A 23,630-nucleotide genomic window follows, 5' to 3' on the forward strand; every position below is an offset into this window, starting at 1 on the left:
TTTTTCTCCGGGGCGTAACAGGTTAAGTACGTAGTGTAGCCGCAAAATCCAGCATACGGTTAAGCGGAATTAATGCACCTTCACGCAGAGCGGCATCCACATGGATCTCATGCGCGGCCCCACCGTTTTCCAGCCCCTCCGCAATGGCTTTCAGGCCATTCATCGCCATCCACGGGCAGTGGGCGCAGCTGCGGCACGTCGCCCCTTCTCCGGCGGTGGGGGCTTCAAGCAGTTCTTTTTCCGGCACGGCCTGCTGCATCTTGTAGAAGATACCGCGATCGGTCGCCACGATGAGCTGCTTGTGCGGCAGGGTTTTTGCGGCACTGATAAGCTGGCTGGTCGAGCCGACGGCATCCGCCATATCGACAATTGACTGCGGGGATTCCGGATGCACCAGGATAGCGGCGTCCGGGTATAGCCCTTTCATACGGGTGAGTGCCTGGGTCTTAAACTCGTCGTGAACGATACAGGCCCCCTGCCAGCACAGCACGTCAGCACCGGTCTGTTTTTGCACGTAGTTACCGAGATGGCGATCGGGTGCCCAGATGATTTTCTCCCCCAGGCTGTCCAGATGTTCAATCAGCTCAACGGCGATGCTGGACGTAACCACCCAGTCTGCACGCGCCTTTACCGCGGCGGACGTGTTGGCATAGACCACGACGGTCCGGTCCGGATGAGCATCGCAGAAGGCTGTGAATGCATCTGTCGGGCAGCCAAGATCGAGAGAACATTCCGCACTCAGCGTCGGCATCAGAATCGTTTTCTCAGGACTCAGGATTTTTGCCGTTTCGCCCATAAATCGCACGCCAGCGACCAGAAGCGTGGAAGCGGGATGTTTAGCACCGAAGCGCGCCATCTCCAGGGAATCCGAAATGCAGCCGCCCGTCTCTTCGGCCAGCTGCTGAATTTCCGGGTCGGTGTAGTAATGCGCCACCATCACCGCATCTCGCTCTTTCAGAAGGCGCTTGATTTTCTCACGGTAGAACTGCTTTTCATCCCGGCTTAGTGGCGCTGGCTTCGGCGGGAAGGGATAAATAGCGGCTTCGGGATCAAACATCACACTCATTATGGCTTCTCGTTTCACTGGCTTAACAATATTGCCTTTGTTTTGCAGGAGATAGCAAAAATGATGGCAACGGTGTTTTATATACTAAACAAGATAGCGAATTCGAGGCGAAATGTCATCGGGAATTGATGCCTGCAGCATTTGTCGGGCAACGGCCGGGGAACGACAGATAGCAAAAAAGCGCCTTTAGGGCGCTTTTTTACACTGGTGGGTCGTGCAGGATGACTCGGCTTCGCCTCGCCCTACGGGCCGTTGCTGAAGCAACGTTATCCTTCACGCTTAATATCTCGAGGAAGACATTAAAATTGGTGGGTCGTGCAGGATTCGAACCTGCGACCAATTGATTAAAAGTCAACTGCTCTACCAACTGAGCTAACGACCCCTTGCGGGATTTTTCTTCGAAGTGGTGGGTCGTGCAGGATTCGAACCTGCGACCAATTGATTAAAAGTCAACTGCTCTACCAACTGAGCTAACGACCCATTCGGGTGCTGACTTCGAAGATTTACTCGGTTCCACTTTTAAAGTGGTGGGTCGTGCAGGATGACTCGGCTTCGCCTCGCCCTACGGGCCGTTGCTGAAGCAACGTTATCCTTCACGTTTAATATCTCGAGTAAGACATTAAAATTGGTGGGTCGTGCAGGATTCGAACCTGCGACCAATTGATTAAAAGTCAACTGCTCTACCAACTGAGCTAACGACCCGAGTGGTGGGTGATGACGGGCTCGAACCGCCGACCCCCTCCGTGTAAAGGAGATGCTCTACCAACTAAGCTAATCACCCACTCTGTACTGCCGGAACTGCGTTAAGTGGTGGGTCGTGCAGGATTCGAACCTGCGACCAATTGATTAAAAGTCAACTGCTCTACCAACTGAGCTAACGACCCACTTTTATGCTGCTTTCACGTTGTTTGATATCCCGTGGCAACGGCGGCATATATTACTGATTTAAGAATTCAGCGCAACAAAAATTTCGATGAAGATCACTTAACTGCTTAGGAATCATGCTGCACGACCAGAAATAACGCGATTTCTGGTCATGCGATAATCAACCCATCGAAATCAAACGTTTTTGCGCCTGTTTGGCGCCGTCGGTGCCCGGGAATTTCGCAACCACCTGCTGATAAACCGCTTTGGCTTTTGCAGTGTCGCCTTTGTCCTGCATGATCACGCCGACTTTAAACATCGCATCAGGCGCTTTCGGTGATTTCGGGTAATTTTTCACCACAGAGGCAAAATAAAACGCCGCATCATCCTTTTTCCCCTTGTTGTAATTCAACTGACCCAGCCAGTAATTCGCATTTGGCTGGTAAGTGGAATCGGGGTACTTCTTCACGAAGTTCTGAAACGCAACGATAGCATCGTCCTGACGCGCCTTGTCCTGAACCAGGGCAATGGCCGCGTTGTAGTCCGTATTCGCGTCACCGCTCTGTACAGGCGCTCCAGACGACGCGGAGGGATCTGCCGCAGGTGCAGGCGTCGCCGCACCGCTTTGATCGCCTGCTGCGGGCTGTGCAGCCGCACCGCCGCTGCTCAGGCTATCCATCTGCGACAAGATTTGCTTCTGGCGTTCCACAACCTGATTAAGCTGATACTGACTCTCCTGGATCTGGCCACGAAGGGAATCGATATCGTTCTGGTTGTCGGAAAGTTGCTGCTGGAGTTGAGTTAAAAGCTGGCTGTGAGCGTTAGAGATACGCTCGAGTTGAGTGACCCGGTCTTCTACCGAGCCTGAGCCGACACTACTGATTGGTGCCTGAGCAAAAGCGGCCCAGGGGGCCGCTATTCCAACCAGTAACGACAGACTCATCAGATGATGTCTGAAGTTACTGCTCATGCAATTCTCTTAGTAAACGAGTACGGCACGACGGTTTTTGGAGTAAGCCGCTTCGTCGTGACCCAGTACTGCTGGTTTTTCTTTACCGTAAGAAACGATGGAGATCTGGTCAGCAGAAACGCCTTTACCCTGCAGGTACATTTTAACAGCGTTCGCACGACGTTCACCCAGGGAGATGTTGTACTCTGGAGTACCACGTTCGTCCGCGTGACCTTCTACGGTGACTTTGTAAGACGGGTTGCTACGCAGGAAGTTTGCGTGCGCATCCAGCATTGCAGCGAAGTCAGAACGGATGTCGTATTTATCCAGATCGAAGTAAACGATGTTGTTCTGCTGCAGCTGCTGCATCTGAAGACGCGCTTGCTCTTCAGAAGACATGTTGCCATTGCCGTTAGCGTCCATACCGGTGCCGGCACCCATCATGCCTTCGCCGCTCTGGTCATTGCTTGCGTTCTTGTTAGAAGAACACGCTGCGATTGCCATTACAGGCAGAGCGATCATCAGCCCCTTCAGCACTTTGTTCAGTTGCATTTCTAAGATTCCTTTAGTAATCAATTAATTATTATTACAGATACGGCGACCAGGCAGGTGATTTAACCTGTCCATCAGTTGCCGGAAGACGCGCTTTGAAACGCCCATCTGTAGAAACCAGATTCAGCACGGATCCCATCCCCTGAGAAGAGCTGTAGATTACCATAGTGCCGTTAGGTGCCAGACTTGGCGTTTCATCCAGGAACGTTGACGACAGTATTTGTACGCCCCCCGTTACCAGATCTTGTTTGGCAATGTGCTGCTGACCACCCGCAGTACTGACCATTACCATTGTTTTACCATCGGCACTGACGTCAGCATCCTGGTTCTGAGAACCTTCCCAGGTAATACGCTGCGCTGCTCCGCCGTTGATATTCATTTTATAGACTTGTGGACGACCCGCCTGGTCAGACGTAAAGGCGAGATTCTGGCTGTCCGGGAACCAGGTTGGTTCAGTATTGTTGCTACGGCCGTCCGTAATCTGGCGGATCTGACCAGATCCAATGTCCATCACATACAGGTTCAGGCTACCGGTTTTAGACAGGGCAAAGGCCAGCTTAGTCCCATCCGGAGAGAACGCAGGTGCACCGTTGTGGCGCGGGAATGAAGCAACCTGGCGCACGGCACCGTTAGACAGCGTCTGAATAACCAGCGCGGAACGGCCGCTCTCGAAGGTCACGTACGCCAGCTTAGAGCCGTCAGGAGACCATGCCGGAGACATCAGCGGCTGAGGAGAACGGTGAACGGTGAACTGGTTGTAGCCATCGTAGTCAGAGACGCGCAGCTCATACGGGAACTGTCCGCCGTTGGTCTGAACCACGTACGCGATACGGGTACGGAACGCACCTTTAATACCGGTCAGCTTCTCGAACACTTCGTCACTCGCCGTATGGCCAGCGTAGCGCAGCCACTGCTTGTTCACTTTATACGTGTTCTGAGCCAGAACGGTACCCGGCGCACCGCCGGTATCAACCAGCTGATACGCAACGTTATAGCCGCCGTCTGGTGCAGGCGTAACCTGACCGACAACTACCGCATCAATACCCAGTGCAGACCATGCAGCAGGCTGAACGTCCTGCGCAGTACCCGGCTGCTGAGGCAGGCGGGAACGATCTAATGGGTTAAATTTACCGCTGTTACGCAGGTCAGCTGCCACAATGCCGCCAATATCTTCAGGCGCAGCGCCCGGGCCTGCCCACTGGAACGGAACGACACCAATTGGACGCGCCGAGTCCACCCCCTGGGTGATCTCGATACGTACTTCTGCGTGCAGTACAGCTGCCCACAGCATTAAAAAACTAACTGCTACACGTAATGCCTGCTTCATCATATCTCCCTTATCTGGGTAACCTTACCCACGATAATTTAGCAGAATGTTAACAAACCCAAATAGACAAAACTACTTATCCTGTTTACGACCATAGACTGTTTTTCATACTTCCGTTAGAAGAGTTGATTACAGCTTAAAGTCCAGTTTGGCATCTTTTATCCTTTCATAAACAGCCTCACTAGGCGGTTTAGGAATGTTCGCCGATCTGGCTGCGGCCAGCGCAGCCTGACAGAGCGCAGGATCACCCCCTTCAGACGTCACGCTTTTCAACCTGCCGTCTGGCGCAAGATTGATGTGCAGTACGCATTGCTTGCCCTGATACAGGCCTGCATCAAAGAGTCGGCTCTGAATCGCAACCTGGATCTGCTTGGCATAAGCACTGATATCTGCACCTGTTGCCCCACCGTTGGCTCCGGAGGTACCGCTGTCTTTTGACGGCTGTCCATTTCCTTTCGCCCCACCGCCCGTTTTCGGTGCATTCTTACCGGAACTCAGGTCGCCCAGCAGATCGTCAACCCCTGCGGCTGCGGCAGCTTTCTCAGCGGCAGCGGCCTTTTTAGCAGCGGCTTTTTCGGCTGCTGCTTTCTTATCGGCAGCGGCTTTCTCAGCTGCAGCTTTTTTATCAGCAGCGGCTTTTTCCGCAGCGGCGGCTTTTTCTGCCGCAGCTTTCTCAGCGGCAGCCGCTTTCTTCGCCGCTTCGGCGGCCGCTTTTTTCTCTGCTTCCTGGGCGGCTTTCTTCGCGGCTTCTGCTTCGGCTTTCTTCTGTGCGTCAGCAGCGGCTTTTTTCACGGCTTCGGCTTCCGCTTTCTTCTTCGCATCAGCAGCGGCCTTCTTCGCGGCTTCTGCTTCGGCCTTCTTCTGCGCGTCAGCAGCGGCTTTTTTCGCTGCTTCTGCGGCTACTTTCGCCTGAGCATCTGCCTGCGCCTTAGCGTCTGCTGCGGCTTTGGCTGCCGCCTCCTCCGCCTGCTTCTGCTGTTCCTGCGCTTTCTTCGCTGCGGCTTCAGCCTGTTTCTGCTGCTCCGCCTGCTCTTTCGCGGCTTCCTGCGCCTGCAAACGCTCTTTCTCAAGCTGCTTCAAACGTTCCTGCTCGGCGGCCTGCTTTTCACGCAGCTCTTCCGCCTGCTGTTGCGCCTGTTTTTCACGCTGCTCTTCAGCGCGTTTTGCGCTCGCCTGCTGCTGTTGCTGACGATTATAGTTCTGCACTACCGCACCGGGATCTACCATGACGGCGTCGATGGATGAGCCTCCACCACCGCCCGATGCATCAATGTGCTCATCGAACGAACTCCAGATCAGCGCTGCAAAAAGAATCACGTGCAGCACTGCGGAGACGATTATCGCTCGCTTAAGCTTGTCGTTCTGTTCGGTTGCCTTTGACACTATCGGTTCCCAAAAACTACGCAGATGATCAAATAGGCTGAGTCATTAAGCCAACTGACTTAACGCCCGCGCTATGTAGCAAGTTCAGCGCTTTGATAATTTCATCATATGGTACGTCTTTCGCACCACCGATTAAGAAGACCGTCTTCGGATTTGACTCCAGGCGTCGTTGCGCTTCAGCAATAACCTGCTCTGGGGGGAGCTGATCCATACGATCCTTCTCGACCACCACGCTGTACTGCCCTACGCCGGAAACCTCAATGATGACCGGAGGATCGTCATTGGTGCTTACCGCCTGTGATTCTGTCGCATCCGGCAGATCAACTTCCACGCTCTGGGTGATGATGGGGGCTGTCGCCATAAAGATCAGCAGCAGCACCAGCAGCACGTCCAGTAACGGAACGATATTGATTTCGGACTTGAGCTCGCGACGACCTCGTCCACGCGATCTGGCCATGGTTTACCCCTTGTTGCTCTCGGTGCTGGTAAACGCCTGACGATGCAGAATCGCGGTGAACTCTTCCATAAAGTTGTCGTAGTTCAGTTCCAGTTTGTTCACGCGCTGGTTCAGACGGTTGTACGCCATCACCGCCGGAATTGCGGCGAACAGACCGATTGCGGTTGCGATCAGTGCTTCTGCGATACCCGGTGCTACCATCTGCAACGTTGCCTGCTTCACCGCGCCAAGGGCGATAAAGGCGTGCATGATCCCCCATACCGTACCAAACAGGCCGATATACGGGCTGATGGAGCCTACGGTGCCGAGGAATGGAATATGCGTTTCAAGATTTTCCAGCTCGCGGTTCATGGAGATGCGCATCGCACGCGACGCGCCTTCTACCACGGCTTCCGGCGCATGGCTGTTAGCACGGTGTAAGCGAGCAAACTCTTTGAAACCGCTGTAGAAAATTTGTTCGGAGCCAGAAAGGTTATCACGGCGTCCCTGGCTTTCCTGATACAGACGAGAAAGCTCAATACCCGACCAGAACTTATCTTCAAACGCTTCGGCTTCGCGCCCAGCGGCATTGAGGATACGCGTTCTCTGGATGATGATGGCCCAGGAAGCGATTGAAAAACCAATCAAAATCAACATGATAAGTTTAACCAGAAGGCTTGCCTTCAGGAACAAATCAAGGATATTCATGTCAGTCACTGCTTAAACTCCGCGACAATAGACTTAGGAAGCGCACGAGGCTTCATTATGGTTGGATCAACACAGACAATCAGGACTTCAGCTGAGTTCAGTACCGTGTTCTCTGCATTGACTATCCGCTGCGTGAAAACCAGTGAAGTTCCGCGCATTGATGTAATTTCAGTTTGGACTTCGAGCATATCGTCGAGTCTGGCAGGCGCAAAATACTCAAGCGTCATCTTGCGTACCACAAAGGCAACTCGCTCAGCCAACAGCACCTGTTGACTAAAGTGATGATGGCGCAGCATCTCTGTGCGTGCCCGTTCATAAAAAGCAACGTAGCTGGCGTGGTAGACCACACCACCGGCATCGGTATCTTCGTAATAGACACGTACCGGCCATCGAAACAGCGTTGTATTCACTTTACATCCCGGTAAAACATGAAAAGTTGGGGCTTTCAAACTTCGCTACTATACGCGCGGGAATGATGGTTTGGAATGGGGGAAAGTAAACGGAGAGTAAATTTTTATGGGCTCGGGTAAGCCCATATCGTTAACGGACATTTCTTATTCAGAAGAAGAAGAAAATCAAACCGGCGAGGAGGACCAGATCGGCAATCAGCGGACAGAAGATGCCCTGCCAGTGAATCGCTTTCGGTCGAAAGCCGACACCGTGAATGACCCCTGCACACACCGCCCACATCATCAGGAAGCCGTGCCAGATCTCAAGCTCGCTGGTTTTCGCCGCGAAGCGCGACGGGTCCCAGAAGATACAGCCTGCCAGCAGTAATGCCATCACTAAAGAAAGCGCCCGTAACGGGCGCTTATCCATTACCGCATATAACGTTGCGATAATGTTCATTAGTGTTTTTCTTCACCTGCTTTAGACGCTTCAACATGCTCAAGCGCCAGGGCAGTGATGACACCAAATGCACAGGCAAGAAGCGTCCCTAAAATCCATGCGAAATACCACATATTCAGCTCCTTACTTAATACATAGAGTGGGTGTTACTTTCGATATGTTCTTTAGTGATACGACCGAACATTTTCCAGTAACACCAGGAGGTGTAGAGCAGGATAATCGGTACGAATACACAAGCAACATACGTCATCAGGTTCAGCGTCAGCTGGCTGGACGTTGCATCCCACATGGTCAGGCTAGCGTTCATCATGGTGCTGGATGGCATCACGAACGGGAACATAGCAATACCGGCCGTCAGGATGATGCACGCCAGCGTCAGTGAAGAGAACACGAACGCCAGGGCGCCTTTCTCCAGACGAGACGTCAGCACGGTCAGCAGCGGCAGCAGCACACCCAGAGCCGGGATAGCCCACAGCGCAGGGGTATTATTGAAGTTCACCAGCCATGCACCTGCCTGACGCGCCACTTCTTTGGTCAGCGGGTTAGACGGTGCAGTGTGGTTGATGGCGGACGTCACCACGTAACCATCAATACCGTACACCACCCACACGCCGGCCAGCGCGAAGCAGACCAGCGTCACCAGCGCCGCAACCTGGGCGGTAGCACGGGAGCGCAGGTGCAGTTCACCCACGGTACGCATCTGCAGATACGTTGCGCCCTGCGTGATGATCATCGCCACGCTCACAACACCTGCCAGCAGACCAAACGGATTCAGCAGCTGGAAGAAGTTGCCGGTGTAGAACAGACGCATGTACTCGTCGACGTGGAACGGTACGCCCTGCAGCAGGTTACCGAATGCCACACCAATCACCAGCGGTGGAACGAAGCTACCAATAAAGATGCCCCAGTCCCACATGTTGCGCCAGCGGGTATCTTCAATCTTGGAACGGTAGTCGAAACCAACCGGACGGAAGAATAAAGACGCCAGCACCAGAATCATCGCCACATAGAAGCCGGAGAACGCAGCCGCGTAGACCATCGGCCAGGCCGCGAACAGCGCGCCGCCTGCGGTGATCAGCCACACCTGGTTACCGTCCCAGTGCGGGGCGATGGAGTTGATCATGATTCGACGCTCGGTGTCATTACGACCGAGGAAACGGGTGAGCATGCCCACGCCCATGTCGAAACCATCGGTGACCGCAAAACCGATCAGCAGAACACCGATCAGCAGCCACCAGACAAAACGCAATACTTCATAATCGATCATTTGATGACTCCTGTCTTAGCGTGCCGGCTGAGTAGTCACAGCAGACTGCTCGTAGTGGTAGCGACCGGTTTTCAGGCTGCTCGGGCCAAGGCGCGCGAACTTGAACATCAGGAACAGTTCAGCCACCAGGAACAGGGTGTACAGACCACAAATCAGCAGCATGGAGAAGATCAGGTCGCCTGCGGTCAGGGAGGAGTTCGCTACCGCCGTTGGCAGCACCTCACCAATCGCCCATGGCTGACGGCCATATTCCGCGACAAACCAGCCGGATTCGATAGCAATCCATGGCAGTGGGATACCGTACAGCGCCGTACGCAGCAGCCATTTTTTCTCACCGATACGGTTACGAATCACTGACCAGAACGAGGCCGCGATGATCAGCAGCATGATAATGCCGCAGCCCACCATGATACGGAACGCGAAGTACAACGGCGCAACGCGTGGAATAGAGTCTTTGGTTGCCATCTGGATCTGCGCTTCCGTCGCGTCGGAGACGTTCGGGGTATAGCGTTTCAGCAGCAGACCGTAACCGAGGTCTTTCTTCACGTCGTTAAACCGATCGCGAACGGCCTGGTCGGTAGAGCCGGCGCGCAGCTGCTCCAGCAGCGAGTAAGCTTTCATCCCGTTACGGATACGCTCTTCGTGCTGCACCATCAGATCTTTCAGGCCTGTGACCTGTTTATCGACGGAACGGGTGGCGATGATGCCCAGCGCGTAAGGAATTTGAATGGCGAAGCGGTTTTCCTGCGCGTCCTGATCGGGAATACCGAACAGGGTAAACGCTGCCGGCGCAGGCTGGGTTTCCCATTCCGCTTCAATCGCGGCCAGCTTGGTTTTCTGCACGTCGCCCATTTCGTAACCGGATTCATCACCCAGAACGATAACAGACAGAATTGCTGCCATACCGAAGCTTGCTGCGATAGCAAAAGAGCGTTTTGCGAAGGCGAAGTCACGACCGCGCAGCATGTAGTAGGAGCTGATGCCCAGTACGAACATGGCGCCGCACACATAGCCAGACGCTACGGTGTGTACGAATTTAACCTGAGCAACCGGGTTCAGGACCAGCTCAGCGAAGCTGACCATCTCCATACGCATGGTTTCGAAGTTGAAATCAGACGCGATGGGGTTTTGCATCCAGCCGTTCGCCACCAGGATCCACAGTGCGGACAGGTTGGAGCCTAATGCCACCAGCCAGGTTACCGCCATATGCTGGACTTTGCCCAGACGGTCCCAGCCGAAGAAGAACAGACCTACAAAGGTGGATTCGAGGAAGAAGGCCATCAGACCTTCAATGGCCAGCGGCGCACCGAAGATATCCCCAACGTAGTGGGAATAATAAGACCAGTTAGTCCCGAACTGGAACTCCATGGTCAGACCGGTTGCCACGCCCAGCGCAAAGTTGATACCAAACAACTTGCCCCAGAACTTGGTCATATCTTTATAAATCTGTTTGCCGGAGAGGACGTAAACCGTTTCCATGATTGCCAGCAGGAACGCCATACCGAGCGTCAGCGGTACAAACAGGAAGTGGTACATCGCGGTCAAGGCAAACTGTAAGCGCGACAGTTCGACTACGTCTAACATTATGACTCCTTGCTCATCGCATGAAGACTCCGAGAGTGGTTCCCGTTAGATAAGGATCCACACGCATGCCCCAATACAAAGTAATCTGCATCCCTTCTTCATTGCTTATTCCCGACAAGAAAAAAGCAGTGATGAAAGGTTACAAATACGTTAAGAAAAAACCAAATTGATCCCGCAAATATAATACACTGCAAAACCCTTACAATAAACAGGTTTTTATTCGAACAGATTTACGTTTTTCGACGGCGATCAATTTATAGCAAAATTACCACTTTTAGGCCATTTTGATCGGGAACAATTTAACGCCTTTTGGAGCCTTTTTCCAAGTATTAAGCATTGATTTAAATCAAAAACGGCCCACCCTGTTAATGATGTTTCTTTGTGATATGGATAGTAAAAACCATGTTAACGATATGTATATTGAAAGTCGTGAATGGTTATAAAAGGCAGAAGATAATATAAACAGATGTGATTTTTATTAACGCGGCAGGAAAAACGTATTTGGCATAAAGATAAACATATTATGTTATCCGCTTCACAGTATTTTTTTATTGCTGTGCTGGCAGGGTGCGTGGTTACATTTTATTCACTTTTAATGGTCTTGAAATTAACACCCCTGCGTGATTATTCATTAAAAAAGGCCGCCCCCTCTGCGGCCTTTTTATTGCGGCAAGCGTTACCGGTCAATCTTCAGGCTAAAAGTGCGCGACTGCCCGGGACGGAATGGCCCGGAAATGCCCGCCCCGCCCTCTCCTGCTGCGGCAAACCTCTCATTCATGTCCGTTTCGCCGCAGGCCTTAACCGCACGATTCACGGTAATCGCCACGTCACAGGAGCGGGTCTCCGAAGGGTTGTACAGGCGCAGAATCATCTCGTCACGATCTTCCGCCTTTTTAAGCGCGCTGAGTACACACCCGTTTGGCGCCAGCGTCAGCAGGCTGTAACTTGTAGGTGCGGTGACTGCGGCCCGGTTAAGCTTCATCGCATCCCACGGGATTTTGTTATAGCAGTGCACGGGCGTTAACCATGATTTCGCCTGCTGCGCAACGCCGGCACTGACAGGCGTACCGTTAAAGCTGAACAGGCTAAAGCGACAGGTTAGCTGACCACGCACCTGCGAATCCGGCACGGGCATTTTGATCCCGGACGGTCTGCCCGGTCGCAGAAGTAAATCCTCCTTCCCAAGCACCCCCACGCCGCGAAGCAGCGTCAGGGCGAAGGTTTTTTGACGCTCGCCAGTTACCTCAAATTCGCGCAACCCTTCGGTGAAAAGCGCCATTCCGTTGCGTCTTTCCTGAAGCACCGCGTAATTAAGCAGATTCCACACCGGCAGCGGCGCTTCCTTCCAGCCCTCCTCCTGCCAGCTGGCCATCGCCTCATCCCGTACGGGACGCGTCAGTGAACCGAACTGGGTGTCGGCTAACACCTCCTCTGTGGTGAAGGGCGTTGGGATCAGCACCCGAACACGATGGTCGTCCGCATGGTTTTCCAGACGCACCTCAACGTCAATACGCCGGCTGTTATGGGTGAGCGTAATCGTCATTTCAGCCTCAAGCGTCCCCGTCCGCTGACGCGCAGAACGTTCGGCAAGATTGGCCGGCACCGCCATACGATGGCGAATCACCGCCCTGCTCTGCCAGGCTTCGTGGAACACCTCCACCTGATGCTCGCCCTGCGCTGAAGTGAGTCTCCACTCCTCGCGCGAAGGCGAATAATCGTACTCATCGCCATCGTCCGAGCTCTCTTCAATTTCCAGCGCGCGGTCATAGATAAGTCCGGACGCTTTGTCGAGCAGGCGCAGGGTTCCGTCCCCATTCAGCGCAATCTCCCAGAACGCATTTTCCAGCAGGGCTTCCGGGGAATCTGCCGGTGCGAGCACCCTGCCGGCCACGTGCGGCTCGATATAAAGCGTGCGGTAACCCATTGACGGCAGGATTTGAGCGATCTGGATGTCAAATTCCATGAAGGGATCGTAGTTACCGTAATGCACAATCTGCCGGTCAATCAGACCGGGGTCGATCTCACGCGCGCCGCAGAGGTAATAAGGGATTTCATTGCCCCTGTCGTCAAGCAGGCGGAACCGGCTGGCGCGCAGACGCAGCGTGGTGTTAATGACTTCCTCGCGCGGCCACGGCGTCAGGTTAAACATCACCAGCTTGTCCTCATCGCTCTGCGGCATGTTGTCGACAATCTTGCGCATATAGAAGCGCGTCAGGTTATCGGCCATGTCTTCCGCCAGCTCGAAGCGGGACATCACCTCGCGGTGCACTTTGTCGCTACAGCAGCAGCCGATACTGTCGTGGGCGTGATTCTTGAGGATCTCCTTCCACATTTTTTCCAGCAAACCGTGGTGATACTCAAAGCCCAGCGTCCAGGCAAGCGTGGCCAGCGGCTCAAGCACGTTGACGATTTTATTCTCGATACGGGCGTGGGCGATCTTAATGTCCATCCGCGTAGAGCCAATCGTGCGGTGCACGCGCATGTATTTGCCGTCAATAAACTCCCCTTTCAGCGTCGCCAGCTCGTCGCGGCGCGCGTCGATGCGGTCAAACACCTCCTCAAAGCGGCTCATGACAAACTGACGCTGGGGATAGATTTCCCGAAGTTTATCCATCACCGCAAAAATGTTCTGCTGTAGCGGCATCTGGTCATGGCCGTTCGGCAGCAAAATTTCCTTCGTTACCGAGGCTTTTTCGAGCATCTCAAAATAGCTGTCGAGTCGTTTCCGCAGCCCGGCTTCATCCTCCGGTAAGTACTTACCAATCGCGTAACCCAGCGGCAGCACCTGCGCCGTAACTTCACTCCCGTCCTGGCTCTGCCAGAGGAATTCGGTTTTATCGGTACCGTGACGCTCGGAACAGCCGCGCCAGAACAGGGTGCGCGTGATGCCAAAACCGTTATAAATGTGCGGCAGCTGGGAAGACATCCCGAAGGAGTCCGGCAGATAGCCAATCTTCATCGGCTCGCCAAAGGCCATGCAGTCGCGAATGCCGTACATCAGATTTCGCACAATCGACTCACCGGAGACAATAGTGGTGTCCGTCTGGGTATACCACGGCCCGATGATGAGCTTTCCGGCCTCTACCAGCGCTTTCACGCGCGGCCTGCTTTCCGGCTTCACCGCAAAATAATCTTCCAGCACCGCCGTCTGGCCATCCAGGACGTAGTACTTATACTCCGCGTCCTGCTCAAGACGGGTGAGGATCTCTTCCATATTATTGACCAGAAGAATACGTGACGCTTCGGTGGTGAAGTACCACTCACGGTCCCAGTGCATATGTGGCGTGATATGAACGCGAGATACGGCTTTCATCTTCGTTTCCTGTCAGTGCGTGTTTAGGATGGAATGTCTTCGGCCACGTATTTGCCGCTCGCCACGGCCTGACGCCGCCAGAGCAGTAAAATAAGCGTGGAGATTGCGGAGCCGATCAGCGAGGCGCCAAACCAGCCCGCAGCGGCCGTCACGCCGCCGAGCCCGGCATCGTGCAGTAAGAAGAGGGAGAAAATACCGGCTCCCGGGGTGGAGAGCCCAATGCCCATCGCCCCGACAATCGCCCCGGTCGCCATTGACCCCAGAACAAATGAGCCGATGACACGCAGCGGATCCTCGATAGCCATCGGTATCGCCCCTTCCGTAATGCCCGCCAGCCCCAGTAGCCAGGTGGATTTTCCGGTTTCGATTTCGAACTGCTTAAACAGTTTCGGCGCCAGCATCGTTGACGCCGTGACGGTAAAGGCCGATACCATTTTGACGGAGGCAAAGATCGCATAAGGCCCGTAGACGCCGTTAGCCATCGCTCCCAGGCAAAATGCGTAAGAAGCCTTATTGACCGGCCCGCCCAGGTCAAATGAGCACATAAAGCCGAGGATCGCGCCCAGAAGCAGCGCATTTGCGCCGGACAGCCCGTTAAGCCAGGCGGTCAGCGCGGTATTGACCCAGGCCACCGGTTCGCCGATCGCAAACAGCATCAGGCTGCCTGCGCCGAGCACGCCGATCACCGGATAGAGATAAAAGGTCAGAAAGCCGTTGTAGCGGCTGCTCAGGCGAATATGATTTTTCACCCAGCGCATCAGGTAGCCTGCAATAAGCCCGCCGACGATTGCGCCCAGAAAACCGGCACCGATCGTATTGGCGGCTAAGCCGGCAGCGAAGCCCGGCGTGAGAGCAGGTTTATCCGCCAGCGAGTAAGCGGTATAGGCCGCCAGAACCGGCACCATCAGAATGCCGAGCATGCCGCCGCCCAGCTTACGGTACAACCACAGCCACGAGTTTTCCTGATCGAAGAGATGCTGTAAGCCCAGAACCTGCGCCAGCAGTACCGACACGGCCAGCACCGTACCGCCAGCGACAATCAGCGGTACCGCAAAGGAGATGCCGCTGAGAAGCGCCTGCTTAAGTTCCGTTTTAAGGCTCTTTTTCGCTTCAGTATCGGGATGCGCAAAACGCGCATCGGATAAAGGCCGTAGCGCCAGCGCGCGCTCAATGAGCGCTTCCGCGTGGCGCAACGGTTCCGCGACGGGAACGGAAATGGCGGGGATCCCGTGAAAGCGTTCGCTCTCTTTGATCGCCACGTCCGCAGCAAAGATGCAGGCTTTCGCCTCACGCAGCTGCTGCGCGGTGAGTCGCCCCTCAATGCCGTTCGCCCCCTGCTTCTCTACCACCACGTTGACGCCGAGCCGACGTCCCGCTTTTTCGAGATATTCCGCTGCCATATAGGTATGGGCGATCCCGGCCGGACAGGCGGTCACGCAGACGATGGTCGGGGCATTCACGGCGACGTCGGCCTCTTCAGTCTCCGGGTTCGTCTCCAGAGCAGCGAGCACCGCTTCCGGGCTGGTCGCCGTCATCACCCGGGCCCTGAGATCGTCGTCCGCCAGGCGAGAGGTCAGCGCCGTCAGCACCTGAATATGCGTCGATCCCGCCTGTGCGGGAGGAATGGCGAGCAGAAAAATCAGCTCAACCTCTTCAGGCCCGTCCACGCCCTCCCATGCCAGCGGTTCGCGCAGCGTTGCCACGGCAAAAGCCGCTTCCTTCACGACCGCTGATTTGCCATGAGGGACAGCCAGCCCCTCCCCCAGCGCTGTCGGGCCAAGCGATTCCCGATGGAACACTTCTGCCAGAAACGTATCGGCGTCGGCGATTTTGCCCAAGGCCACCAGCCGCATCGCAAGCTGGCGTATTGCCTCATCGCGGCCTGTAAACTGCGCCTGTACGCAGACAGCACGCGGATCGGTCAGGGTCGTCAGGTTCATAAAGATCCTCACATATGCAGAGTTATTGTCTGGGGAGGATTGTGGCAGACGAGATAATACATTTATGTGATCATTTTCACTTATAACTATATTTGTATGGTATTTGTATTATTTACAAATCATCCACTGAAGGCATAATTCCCTGAAAAGGTATTAAACAGGCGCGAAAGAATGGGCAATAAACCGAGGTACCGGCAGATCGCCGATGCGTTCCGCGAGAAAATCAATGCCGGTGAGTTAAAGCCAGGCGACGCCCTGCCGACGGAATCCAGCCTGCAGGAGGCGTTTAGCGTCAGCCGGGTCACCGTGCGGCAGGCGCTGAAGCTGCTCGCCGACGAGCAGATCATCGAAAGCATTCAGGGCAGTGGCTCGTATGTAAAAGAGGAGCGGGTGAATTACGACATTTATCAGCTCACCGGCTTTTACGAAAAGCTGGCGGATCGAAACGTCGATACGCACAGCGATGTAAAAATCTTCGAAGTGGTCAAGGCCGATGAGAGGCTCGCTGCAAGGCTGGCAATTAACCAGGATGACAAGGTCTGGCACGTCAAGCGCGTACGCTTCATCAGGGAAAAGCCGGTAAACCTGGAGGAGACATGGATGCCGCTGGCGATGTTCCCCGATCTTACCTGGGAAGTAATGGAAAATTCGAAATACCACTACGTTGAGCAGATCAAAAGGATGGTTATCGATCGCAGCGAGCAGGAGCTGGTTCCGATCATGCCCTCGGATGAGGCGATCGCCGCCCTGGCGCTCGATCCGGCGAAGCCGATTCTGGAAAAGGTCTCTCGCGGGTTCCTGAAAGACGGTCGGGTATTTGAATACAGTCGCAACGTGTTTAACTCTGACGACTACAGGTTCACCCTCGTCGCCAGGCGCAGACAATAAAAAAGGCCGCTTTACAGCGGCCAACCATGTCGAAACGGACATTTTTTTATACTTCAACGCCCCCCTTCCGGGGAGCAGAGAGGACTTACTTAATGATGGATTTCAGCGCTTCACCGATATCCGCCAGGCTGCGAACGGTTTTCACGCCTGCGGCTTCCAGTGCTGCGAATTTCTCATCAGCCGTACCTTTACCGCCGGCGATAATCGCCCCCGCGTGACCCATACGCTTGCCTTTCGGCGCGGTCACGCCCGCGATGTAGCCCACTACCGGCTTGGTCACGTGATCTTTGATGTAAGCAGCCGCTTCTTCTTCCGCGCTACCGCCGATCTCACCGATCATCACGATCGCTTCGGTCTGTGGATCTTCCTGGAACAGCTTCAGGATGTCGATGAAGTTAGAGCCCGGGATCGGATCACCGCCGATGCCCACGCAGGTGGACTGGCCGAAGCCGTAGTCGGTGGTCTGCTTAACCGCTTCATAGGTCAGGGTACCGGAGCGGGAAACGATGCCCACTTTACCCGGCTTGTGAATGTGGCCCGGCATGATGCCGATTTTGCATTCGCCTGGGGTGATTACGCCCGGGCAGTTCGGGCCGATCATGCGCACGCCCGCTTCATCCAGCTTCACCTTCACGGTCAGCATATCCAGCGTCGGGATACCTTCGGTGATGGTGATGATAAGCTTAATGCCTGCGTCGATCGCTTCCAGAATGGAGTCTTTGCAGAACGGAGCCGGAACGTAGATCACGGTCGCGGTAGCGCCGGTTGCTTCTACGGCTTCACGCACGGTGTTGAACACCGGCAGGCCCAGGTGCGTGGTGCCGCCTTTACCTGGCGTCACGCCGCCAACCATCTGCGTACCGTAGGCAATCGCCTGTTCAGAGTGGAAAGTCCCCTGGCTACCGGTGAAGCCCTGGCAGATAACCTTGGTATCTTTATTAATTAAAACGGACATTATTTCCCCTCCACTGCGGCAACAACCTGCTGAGCTGCATCCGTCAGACTTTTCGCTGCAATAATATTCAGGCCGCTGTCAGCCAGTTTTTTCGCGCCGAGTTCAGCGTTGTTCCCTTCCAGACGAACCACTACCGGAACGTTAACGCCCACTTCTTCTACCGCGCCGATGATACCGTCGGCGATCAGGTCGCAACGCACGATACCGCCGAAGATGTTAACCAGAACGGCTTTCACGTTGCTGTCAGAGAGAATGATTTTGAACGCTTCGGTTACGCGCTCTTTGGTTGCGCCACCGCCCACGTCGAGGAAGTTCGCCGGCTCACCGCCGTGCAGCTTAACGATGTCCATGGTACCCATTGCCAGGCCCGCGCCGTTAACCATGCAGCCGATGTTGCCGTCCAGCGCCACGTAGTTCAGTTCCCACTGTGCAGCCTGCGCTTCACGCGGATCTTCCTGAGACTGATCGCGCATTTCACGCAGATCGGACTGGCGGAACAGCGCGTTGCCGTCAGCGCCCAGCTTGCCGTCCAGGCAGATCAGATCGCCCTGGGTAGTGATCACCAGCGGGTTGATCTCGATCAGCGCCAGGTCGCGCTCCAGGAAGATGGTCGCCAGACCCATAAAGATCTTGGTGAACTGCTGAACCAGCTTGCCTTCCAGACCCAGCTTGAACGCCAGCTCGCGACCCTGGTAAGGCATTGGGCCGGCCAGCGGATCGATAGCGACTTTATGGATCAGGTGCGGGGTCTCTTCCGCTACTTTTTCAATTTCCACGCCGCCTTCGGTAGACGCCATGAACACCACGCGACGGGAGCTACGGTCCACCACGGCGCCGAGGTACAGTTCTTTTGCGATGTCGGTCGCAGCTTCAACCAGGATCTGGTTAACCGGCTGGCCGTTCGCATCCGTCTGGTAAGTTACCAGACGCTTGCCGAGCCAATGTTCAGCAAAGGCACGGATCTCTTCTTTGCTCTTAACAACCTTCACACCGCCCGCTTTACCACGGCCACCAGCGTGAACCTGACATTTAACTACCCACGGGCCGGAACCGATTTTAGATGCGGCTTCTTCTGCTTCACGCGGGGTAGTACAGGCATAACCCACCGGAGCCGGTAAGCCATACCGGGCAAACAGCTGTTTGGCCTGATATTCATGTAAGTTCATGTGTTCTATCCATCCTTCAGGGTAATCGTTATCTTCAAACCTGCAGGCCGGCGCAAGGCTTATCCGGCCTACAGGGCAGGTGACGCTAAAAGGGACTAGACGTCCAGCAGCAGACGCGTTGGATCTTCCAGCAGCTCTTTAATCGCTACCAGGAAGCCCACGGACTCGCGGCCGTCAATCAGGCGGTGATCGTAAGAGAGCGCCAGATACATCATTGGCAGGATCTCCACTTTACCGTCTACCGCCATAGGACGATCTTTAATGGCGTGCATACCCAGGATCGCGCTCTGCGGCGGGTTAATGATCGGGGTAGACATCAGCGAGCCGAACACGCCGCCGTTGGTAATGGTGAAGTTACCGCCGGTCAGGTCGTCTACGGTCAGCTTGCCGTCGCGGCCTTTCACGGCCAGCTCTTTGATTTTCTTCTCAATGTCAGCCATGCCCAGGGTATCCACATCACGCAGAACCGGGGTCACCAGGCCGCGTGGGGTAGAAACCGCCATGCTGACGTCGAAGTAGTTGTGGTAAACCACGTCATCGCCATCGATAGACGCGTTCACTTCCGGGTAGCGTTTCAACGCTTCAACCACCGCTTTCACGTAGAAGGACATAAAGCCCAGACGGATACCGTGACGTTTTTCAAACGCGTCACCGTACTGCTTGCGCAGGTCCATGATTGGCTTCATGTTGACTTCGTTAAACGTGGTCAGCATCGCGGTAGAATTTTTCGCTTCCAGCAGACGCTCGGCCACGCGCTTGCGCAGGCGGGTCATCGGCACGCGTTTTTCGCTACGTGCGCCAAGCTGAGGCTGTGCCGCTGGTGCTGCAGCAGGCGCTTTCGCTTCTGCTTTCGCATCAGAAGGCGCTTTTGCCAGATGCTTGTCGATATCTTCACGCGTCAGACGGCCGCCTACGCCGGTGCCTTTAATGGCTGCCGGATCGAGGCTGTGCTCGGCCAGCAGGCGACGGATCGCCGGGCTGAGCGCGTCGTTGCTTTGCTCTTCCAGAGAAGCCTGCTGGCGCTGGGCCGGCGTAGACGCCTTCTCTTCAGATTTGGCGCTGGACTCTTTGCCCGCGCTGTTGCCTTCACGCAGGCGACCCAGGATCTGGCGAGAGGTTACGGTCGTACCTTCATCTTCCAGGACCGCATCCAGAATGCCATCCGCTGAAGCCGGTACTTCCAGTACCACTTTGTCAGTTTCGATTTCTACCAGCACTTCGTCGCGGGTTACCGCGTCGCCTGGTTTTTTGTGCCAGGTGGCGACGGTTGCATCTGCTACGGACTCAGGCAGGTCGGGAACAAGAATATCTACGCTACTCATTATGTATCCTTTAATTAATCGACGTTCAGCGCGTCATTGACCAGATCTTGTTGCTGCTTCTGGTGAACGGACATATACCCTACCGCCGGAGAGGCGGAGGCCGGGCGACCTGCATAACGCAGAGCAGACCCAAATGGAATCACTTCACGGAAATGATGCTGGCTGCAATACCATGCGCCCTGGTTGAGCGGCTCTTCCTGGCACCAGACAAAATCATGTACGTGAGCGTACTGTTTCAGCACTTCCTGCATCGCCTGATGCGGGAACGGATAAAGCTGTTCGATACGCACGATGGCGACATCTTTCTGATCGTTCTTACGGCGCTGTTCCAGCAGGTCGTAATAAACCTTACCAGAACACATCACGACACGCTTAACGCCCTGCGGATCCAGTTCGTCAACTTCACCGATGGCCGGCAGGAAGGTGCCGTTTGCCAGCTCTTCCAGGCTGGAGACCGCCAGCGGATGGCGCAGCAGCGATTTCGGCGACATGACCACCAGCGGACGGCGCATACCGCGCAGCGCCTGACGACGCAGCATGTGGTAGACCTGAGCCGGGGTGGACGGCACGCAAACCTGCATGTTCTGTTCGGCGCAGAGCTGCAGATAACGTTCCAGACGCGCGGAGGAGTGCTCCGGCCCCTGCCCTTCATAACCGTGCGGCAGCAGCATCACCAGGCCACACATGCGGCCCCACTTCTGCTCACCGGAGGAGATGAACTGGTCGATAACCACCTGCGCACCGTTGGCGAAATCACCGAACTGCGCTTCCCAGATGGTCAGGGTGCGCGGCTCCGCGGTGGCGTAACCGTATTCGAACGCCAGTACCGCTTCCTCAGACAGCACGGAGTCCCAGACCTTGAACTGGCCCTGACCGTTATGCACGTGCTGAAGCGGAGTATAGGTTGAACCGTTAGACTGGTTGTGAACCACCGCGTGACGGTGGAAGAAGGTGCCTCGGCCCGCATCTTCACCGGACAGACGAACCGGAATGCCTTCATCAACCAGCGTCGCATAAGCCAGCGTTTCCGCGCCGCCCCAGTCGAACAGCTTCTCGCCCGCCGCCATCGCCTGGCGATCGCCATAGATTTTGGCCACGCGAGACTGCATCTCGATCGCTTCCGGCACGGTGCTGATGCGCTTAGCCAGCTCCTGCAGGCGCTTCATCTCTACCTTGTTCGGGTAGCTCTCGTCCCACTCGTGGTTGAGGTACGGCGACCAGGTGAAGGAGTGCATGTTCATTGGGCGCAGCTCTTTCACAACGCATTCACCCGCATCCAGCGCGTCGCGGTAGAGGTTGACCATCTCGGTCGCATCTTCCAGCGTCGCCACGTTTTCGCCTTCCAGCTTGTCAGCATAGATTTTACGCGGCGTCGGGTGTTTTTTGATTTTCTGATACATCAGAGGCTGGGTTGCACTTGGCTCATCCGCTTCGTTGTGGCCGTGGCGGCGATAGCAGAAGAGGTCAATGAACACATCACGCTTAAAGGTGTTACGGAAGTCCAGCGCCAGACGGGTAACAAAGGCAACGGCTTCCGGGTCATCCGCGTTAACGTGGAAGATTGGCGCCTGAACCATTTTACCGATGTCGGTGCAGTACGGGGTGGAGCGCGCATCCAGCGGGTTCGAGGTGGTGAAACCCACCTGGTTGTTGATCACGATGCGAACGGTACCGCCCACTTCATAACCACGCGCTTTCGACATGTTCAGGGTTTCCTGAACCACGCCCTGCCCTGTCACCGCCGCATCGCCGTGAATGGTGATTGGCAGCACTTTATTGCTGCTCGGCTCGTCCAGACGATCCAGACGCGCGCGCACGGACCCGATTACCACCGGGCTGACGATTTCGAGGTGTGACGGGTTAAACGCCAGCGCCAGGTGAACCTGGCCGCCCTCGGTTTCGATATCCGACGAGAAGCCCATGTGGTGCTTCACGTCACCGGTGCCAAGGTGCTCTTTATGTTTACCCGCAAACTCGTCAAACAGATCCTGCGGTTTTTTACCCAGCACGTTAACCAGCACGTTCAGACGGCCACGGTGCGCCATGCCCAGCACCACTTCGCGCGTGCCGCTCTTACCGGCATGACGAATCAGCTCTTTCAGCATCGGGACTAACGCATCGCCGCCTTCCAGTGAGAAGCGTTTCGCGCCCGGGAATTTTGCGCCCAGATAGCGCTCAAGGCCTTCGGCTGCGGTCAGTTCGCTCAGGAAACGTTTTTTCTCGTCTGCTGAGAAATTCGCGTGGCCCGCCACGGATTCGATACGCTGTTGGATCCAGCGTTTCTCTTCGGTGGAGGTAATGTGCATATATTCCGCGCCGATGGAGCCGCAGTAGGTTTGCTTGAGCGCATCAATCAGATCGCCCAGCTTCATCGTGTCTTTGCCGATGGCAAAAGAACCTACGTTAAAGCTTTCCTGGAAATCGGCCTCGGTCAGATCGTGATAGGCCGGATCGAGATCCGCCACACGTTCCTGCTGCCACAGTCCCAGCGGATCGAGATTCGCATGCTGGTGACCGCGGAAGCGATAAGCGTTGATAAGCTGCAGGACTTTAACCTGCTTCGCATTGGTGTCAGGGTCGGAAATCGCAGAAGAGTAACGTGAGGCATCCTTCGCCAGACGACGGAAATAATCACGTGTTTTGGAATGGAATTGATCCGGTTTGACCCCTGTACCAGGCAACTGCTGGAACATGGAACGCCAGTTTGCGTCCACTGAGTCAGGATCGGTTAAGAAGTCTTCATAGAGCTGTTCTATCCAGCTCTGGTTAGAACCAGAGAGGTAAGAAGAGTCCAGCCAGGCTTTCATTGCGCCGTTCTGCATCGTGATCCCTTAAGCATTTTTATGCTTACTTTCGCCGTAGAAACTACCACGCACAACACGTGTACGTGCCGGGGTTCACCTGCGAGCTCTTTTACTTTGGCCCGCGAAGGAACCTTTAGAAACTGTCTTAAGGGTTTCCCCTCACCCCGACCCTCTCCCACAGGGAGAGGGGGAAGGTCGTCGGCAGTTTTTGAAGATTTCCTGCAATCTGTTCCCTCTCCCTTTGGGAGAGGGTTAGG

The 23,630-nt window shown here is 55.1% G+C and carries 19 protein-coding genes and 5 tRNA genes; 1 reads left to right on the forward strand and 23 read right to left on the reverse strand.

Features of this window, described 5'->3' with window-relative positions:
- Window positions 1-22 precede the first annotated feature (22 nt).
- The 19 genes from nadA to mngA form a co-directional block, all read right to left on the reverse strand.
- A complete protein-coding gene (gene nadA, locus HWQ14_RS20765) occupies window positions 23-1,066 on the reverse strand; it encodes a quinolinate synthase NadA (RefSeq protein WP_176610867.1) in 1,044 nt (347 codons plus the stop codon).
- A 306-nt stretch (window positions 1,067-1,372) separates the two neighbouring features.
- Window positions 1,373-1,448 (reverse strand) — tRNA-Lys (locus tag HWQ14_RS20770).
- Window positions 1,449-1,470: 22 nt separating this feature from the next.
- Window positions 1,471-1,546 (reverse strand) — tRNA-Lys (locus HWQ14_RS20775).
- Between the two features lie 146 nt (window positions 1,547-1,692).
- Window positions 1,693-1,768, reverse strand: a tRNA-Lys gene (locus HWQ14_RS20780).
- A gap of 3 nt (window positions 1,769-1,771) precedes the next feature.
- Window positions 1,772-1,847: transfer RNA gene (locus tag HWQ14_RS20785), tRNA-Val, on the reverse strand.
- Between the two features lie 27 nt (window positions 1,848-1,874).
- Window positions 1,875-1,950: transfer RNA gene (locus HWQ14_RS20790), tRNA-Lys, on the reverse strand.
- Window positions 1,951-2,111: 161 nt separating this feature from the next.
- On the reverse strand, window positions 2,112-2,900 hold the full coding sequence (cpoB, locus tag HWQ14_RS20795) for a cell division protein CpoB (RefSeq protein ID WP_176610868.1): 789 nt from the start codon (window positions 2,898-2,900) through the stop codon (window positions 2,112-2,114).
- 9 nt (window positions 2,901-2,909) lie between these two features.
- Window positions 2,910-3,431: a peptidoglycan-associated lipoprotein Pal gene (gene pal / locus HWQ14_RS20800; RefSeq protein WP_003858578.1), complete on the reverse strand. Its 522-nt coding sequence runs from the start codon at window positions 3,429-3,431 to the stop codon at window positions 2,910-2,912.
- Between the two features lie 34 nt (window positions 3,432-3,465).
- Window positions 3,466-4,758, reverse strand: coding sequence for a Tol-Pal system beta propeller repeat protein TolB (gene tolB / locus HWQ14_RS20805; RefSeq protein ID WP_045308832.1), 1,293 nt, complete (start codon window positions 4,756-4,758; stop codon window positions 3,466-3,468).
- A 129-nt stretch (window positions 4,759-4,887) separates the two neighbouring features.
- Complete coding sequence (gene tolA, locus HWQ14_RS20810; RefSeq protein ID WP_176610869.1) at window positions 4,888-6,141, reverse strand: cell envelope integrity protein TolA; 1,254 nt, start codon at window positions 6,139-6,141, stop codon at window positions 4,888-4,890.
- Between the two features lie 28 nt (window positions 6,142-6,169).
- Window positions 6,170-6,598 (reverse strand): colicin uptake protein TolR, encoded by a 429-nt coding sequence (tolR, locus tag HWQ14_RS20815; protein WP_003858589.1) that lies wholly within the window; start codon window positions 6,596-6,598, stop codon window positions 6,170-6,172.
- 3 nt (window positions 6,599-6,601) lie between these two features.
- The gene (gene tolQ, locus HWQ14_RS20820; RefSeq protein ID WP_003858590.1) at window positions 6,602-7,294 is read right to left on the reverse strand and encodes a Tol-Pal system protein TolQ; all 693 of its coding nucleotides are present in this window, start codon (window positions 7,292-7,294) and stop codon (window positions 6,602-6,604) included.
- Window positions 7,291-7,695 carry a tol-pal system-associated acyl-CoA thioesterase gene (ybgC, locus tag HWQ14_RS20825; RefSeq protein ID WP_003858593.1) on the reverse strand — a complete coding sequence of 135 codons (405 nt, stop codon included), beginning with the start codon at window positions 7,693-7,695 and terminating at the stop codon, window positions 7,291-7,293. Before ybgC ends, tolQ begins: the two co-directional genes overlap by 4 nt.
- 148 nt (window positions 7,696-7,843) lie before the next feature.
- Window positions 7,844-8,134 carry a cyd operon protein YbgE gene (ybgE, locus tag HWQ14_RS20830; RefSeq protein ID WP_176610870.1) on the reverse strand — a complete coding sequence of 97 codons (291 nt, stop codon included), beginning with the start codon at window positions 8,132-8,134 and terminating at the stop codon, window positions 7,844-7,846.
- Entirely contained in the window at window positions 8,134-8,247 is a 114-nt protein-coding gene (gene cydX / locus HWQ14_RS20835) for a cytochrome bd-I oxidase subunit CydX (protein ID WP_006177208.1), read from the reverse strand. The genes ybgE and cydX overlap by 1 nt, the downstream gene beginning before the upstream one ends.
- A gap of 14 nt (window positions 8,248-8,261) precedes the next feature.
- Window positions 8,262-9,401, reverse strand: a complete 1,140-nt coding sequence (gene cydB, locus HWQ14_RS20840) for a cytochrome d ubiquinol oxidase subunit II (RefSeq protein ID WP_148420803.1) — start codon at window positions 9,399-9,401, stop codon at window positions 8,262-8,264.
- Between the two features lie 15 nt (window positions 9,402-9,416).
- The gene (cydA, locus tag HWQ14_RS20845; RefSeq protein ID WP_148420804.1) at window positions 9,417-10,985 is read right to left on the reverse strand and encodes a cytochrome ubiquinol oxidase subunit I; all 1,569 of its coding nucleotides are present in this window, start codon (window positions 10,983-10,985) and stop codon (window positions 9,417-9,419) included.
- A 676-nt stretch (window positions 10,986-11,661) separates the two neighbouring features.
- On the reverse strand, window positions 11,662-14,298 hold the full coding sequence (gene mngB, locus HWQ14_RS20850) for a mannosylglycerate hydrolase (RefSeq protein WP_176610871.1): 2,637 nt from the start codon (window positions 14,296-14,298) through the stop codon (window positions 11,662-11,664).
- Window positions 14,299-14,321: 23 nt separating this feature from the next.
- Window positions 14,322-16,238: a PTS 2-O-a-mannosyl-D-glycerate transporter subunit IIABC gene (gene mngA / locus HWQ14_RS20855; protein WP_176610872.1), complete on the reverse strand. Its 1,917-nt coding sequence runs from the start codon at window positions 16,236-16,238 to the stop codon at window positions 14,322-14,324.
- A gap of 171 nt (window positions 16,239-16,409) precedes the next feature.
- Here mngA and HWQ14_RS20860 point away from each other — a divergent pair, with 171 nt between their 5' ends.
- A complete protein-coding gene (locus HWQ14_RS20860; protein WP_148420807.1) occupies window positions 16,410-17,126 on the forward strand; it encodes a GntR family transcriptional regulator in 717 nt (238 codons plus the stop codon).
- An 85-nt stretch (window positions 17,127-17,211) separates the two neighbouring features.
- Here HWQ14_RS20860 and sucD read toward each other — a convergent pair whose 3' ends face one another.
- From sucD to sucA, 4 genes are all read right to left on the reverse strand, one after another.
- The gene (sucD, locus tag HWQ14_RS20865; RefSeq protein WP_006809578.1) at window positions 17,212-18,081 is read right to left on the reverse strand and encodes a succinate--CoA ligase subunit alpha; all 870 of its coding nucleotides are present in this window, start codon (window positions 18,079-18,081) and stop codon (window positions 17,212-17,214) included.
- Window positions 18,081-19,247 carry an ADP-forming succinate--CoA ligase subunit beta gene (sucC, locus tag HWQ14_RS20870; RefSeq protein WP_017384968.1) on the reverse strand — a complete coding sequence of 389 codons (1,167 nt, stop codon included), beginning with the start codon at window positions 19,245-19,247 and terminating at the stop codon, window positions 18,081-18,083. Before sucC ends, sucD begins: the two co-directional genes overlap by 1 nt.
- 95 nt (window positions 19,248-19,342) lie before the next feature.
- Window positions 19,343-20,569, reverse strand: coding sequence for a 2-oxoglutarate dehydrogenase complex dihydrolipoyllysine-residue succinyltransferase (gene odhB, locus HWQ14_RS20875; protein ID WP_148420808.1), 1,227 nt, complete (start codon window positions 20,567-20,569; stop codon window positions 19,343-19,345).
- Between the two features lie 14 nt (window positions 20,570-20,583).
- The gene (gene sucA / locus HWQ14_RS20880; protein WP_176610873.1) at window positions 20,584-23,391 is read right to left on the reverse strand and encodes a 2-oxoglutarate dehydrogenase E1 component; all 2,808 of its coding nucleotides are present in this window, start codon (window positions 23,389-23,391) and stop codon (window positions 20,584-20,586) included.
- Between the last annotated feature and the right edge of the window lie 239 nt (window positions 23,392-23,630).

This window comes from Enterobacter cloacae (genome assembly GCF_013375935.1).
Classification (GTDB): domain Bacteria; phylum Pseudomonadota; class Gammaproteobacteria; order Enterobacterales; family Enterobacteriaceae; genus Enterobacter; species Enterobacter pasteurii.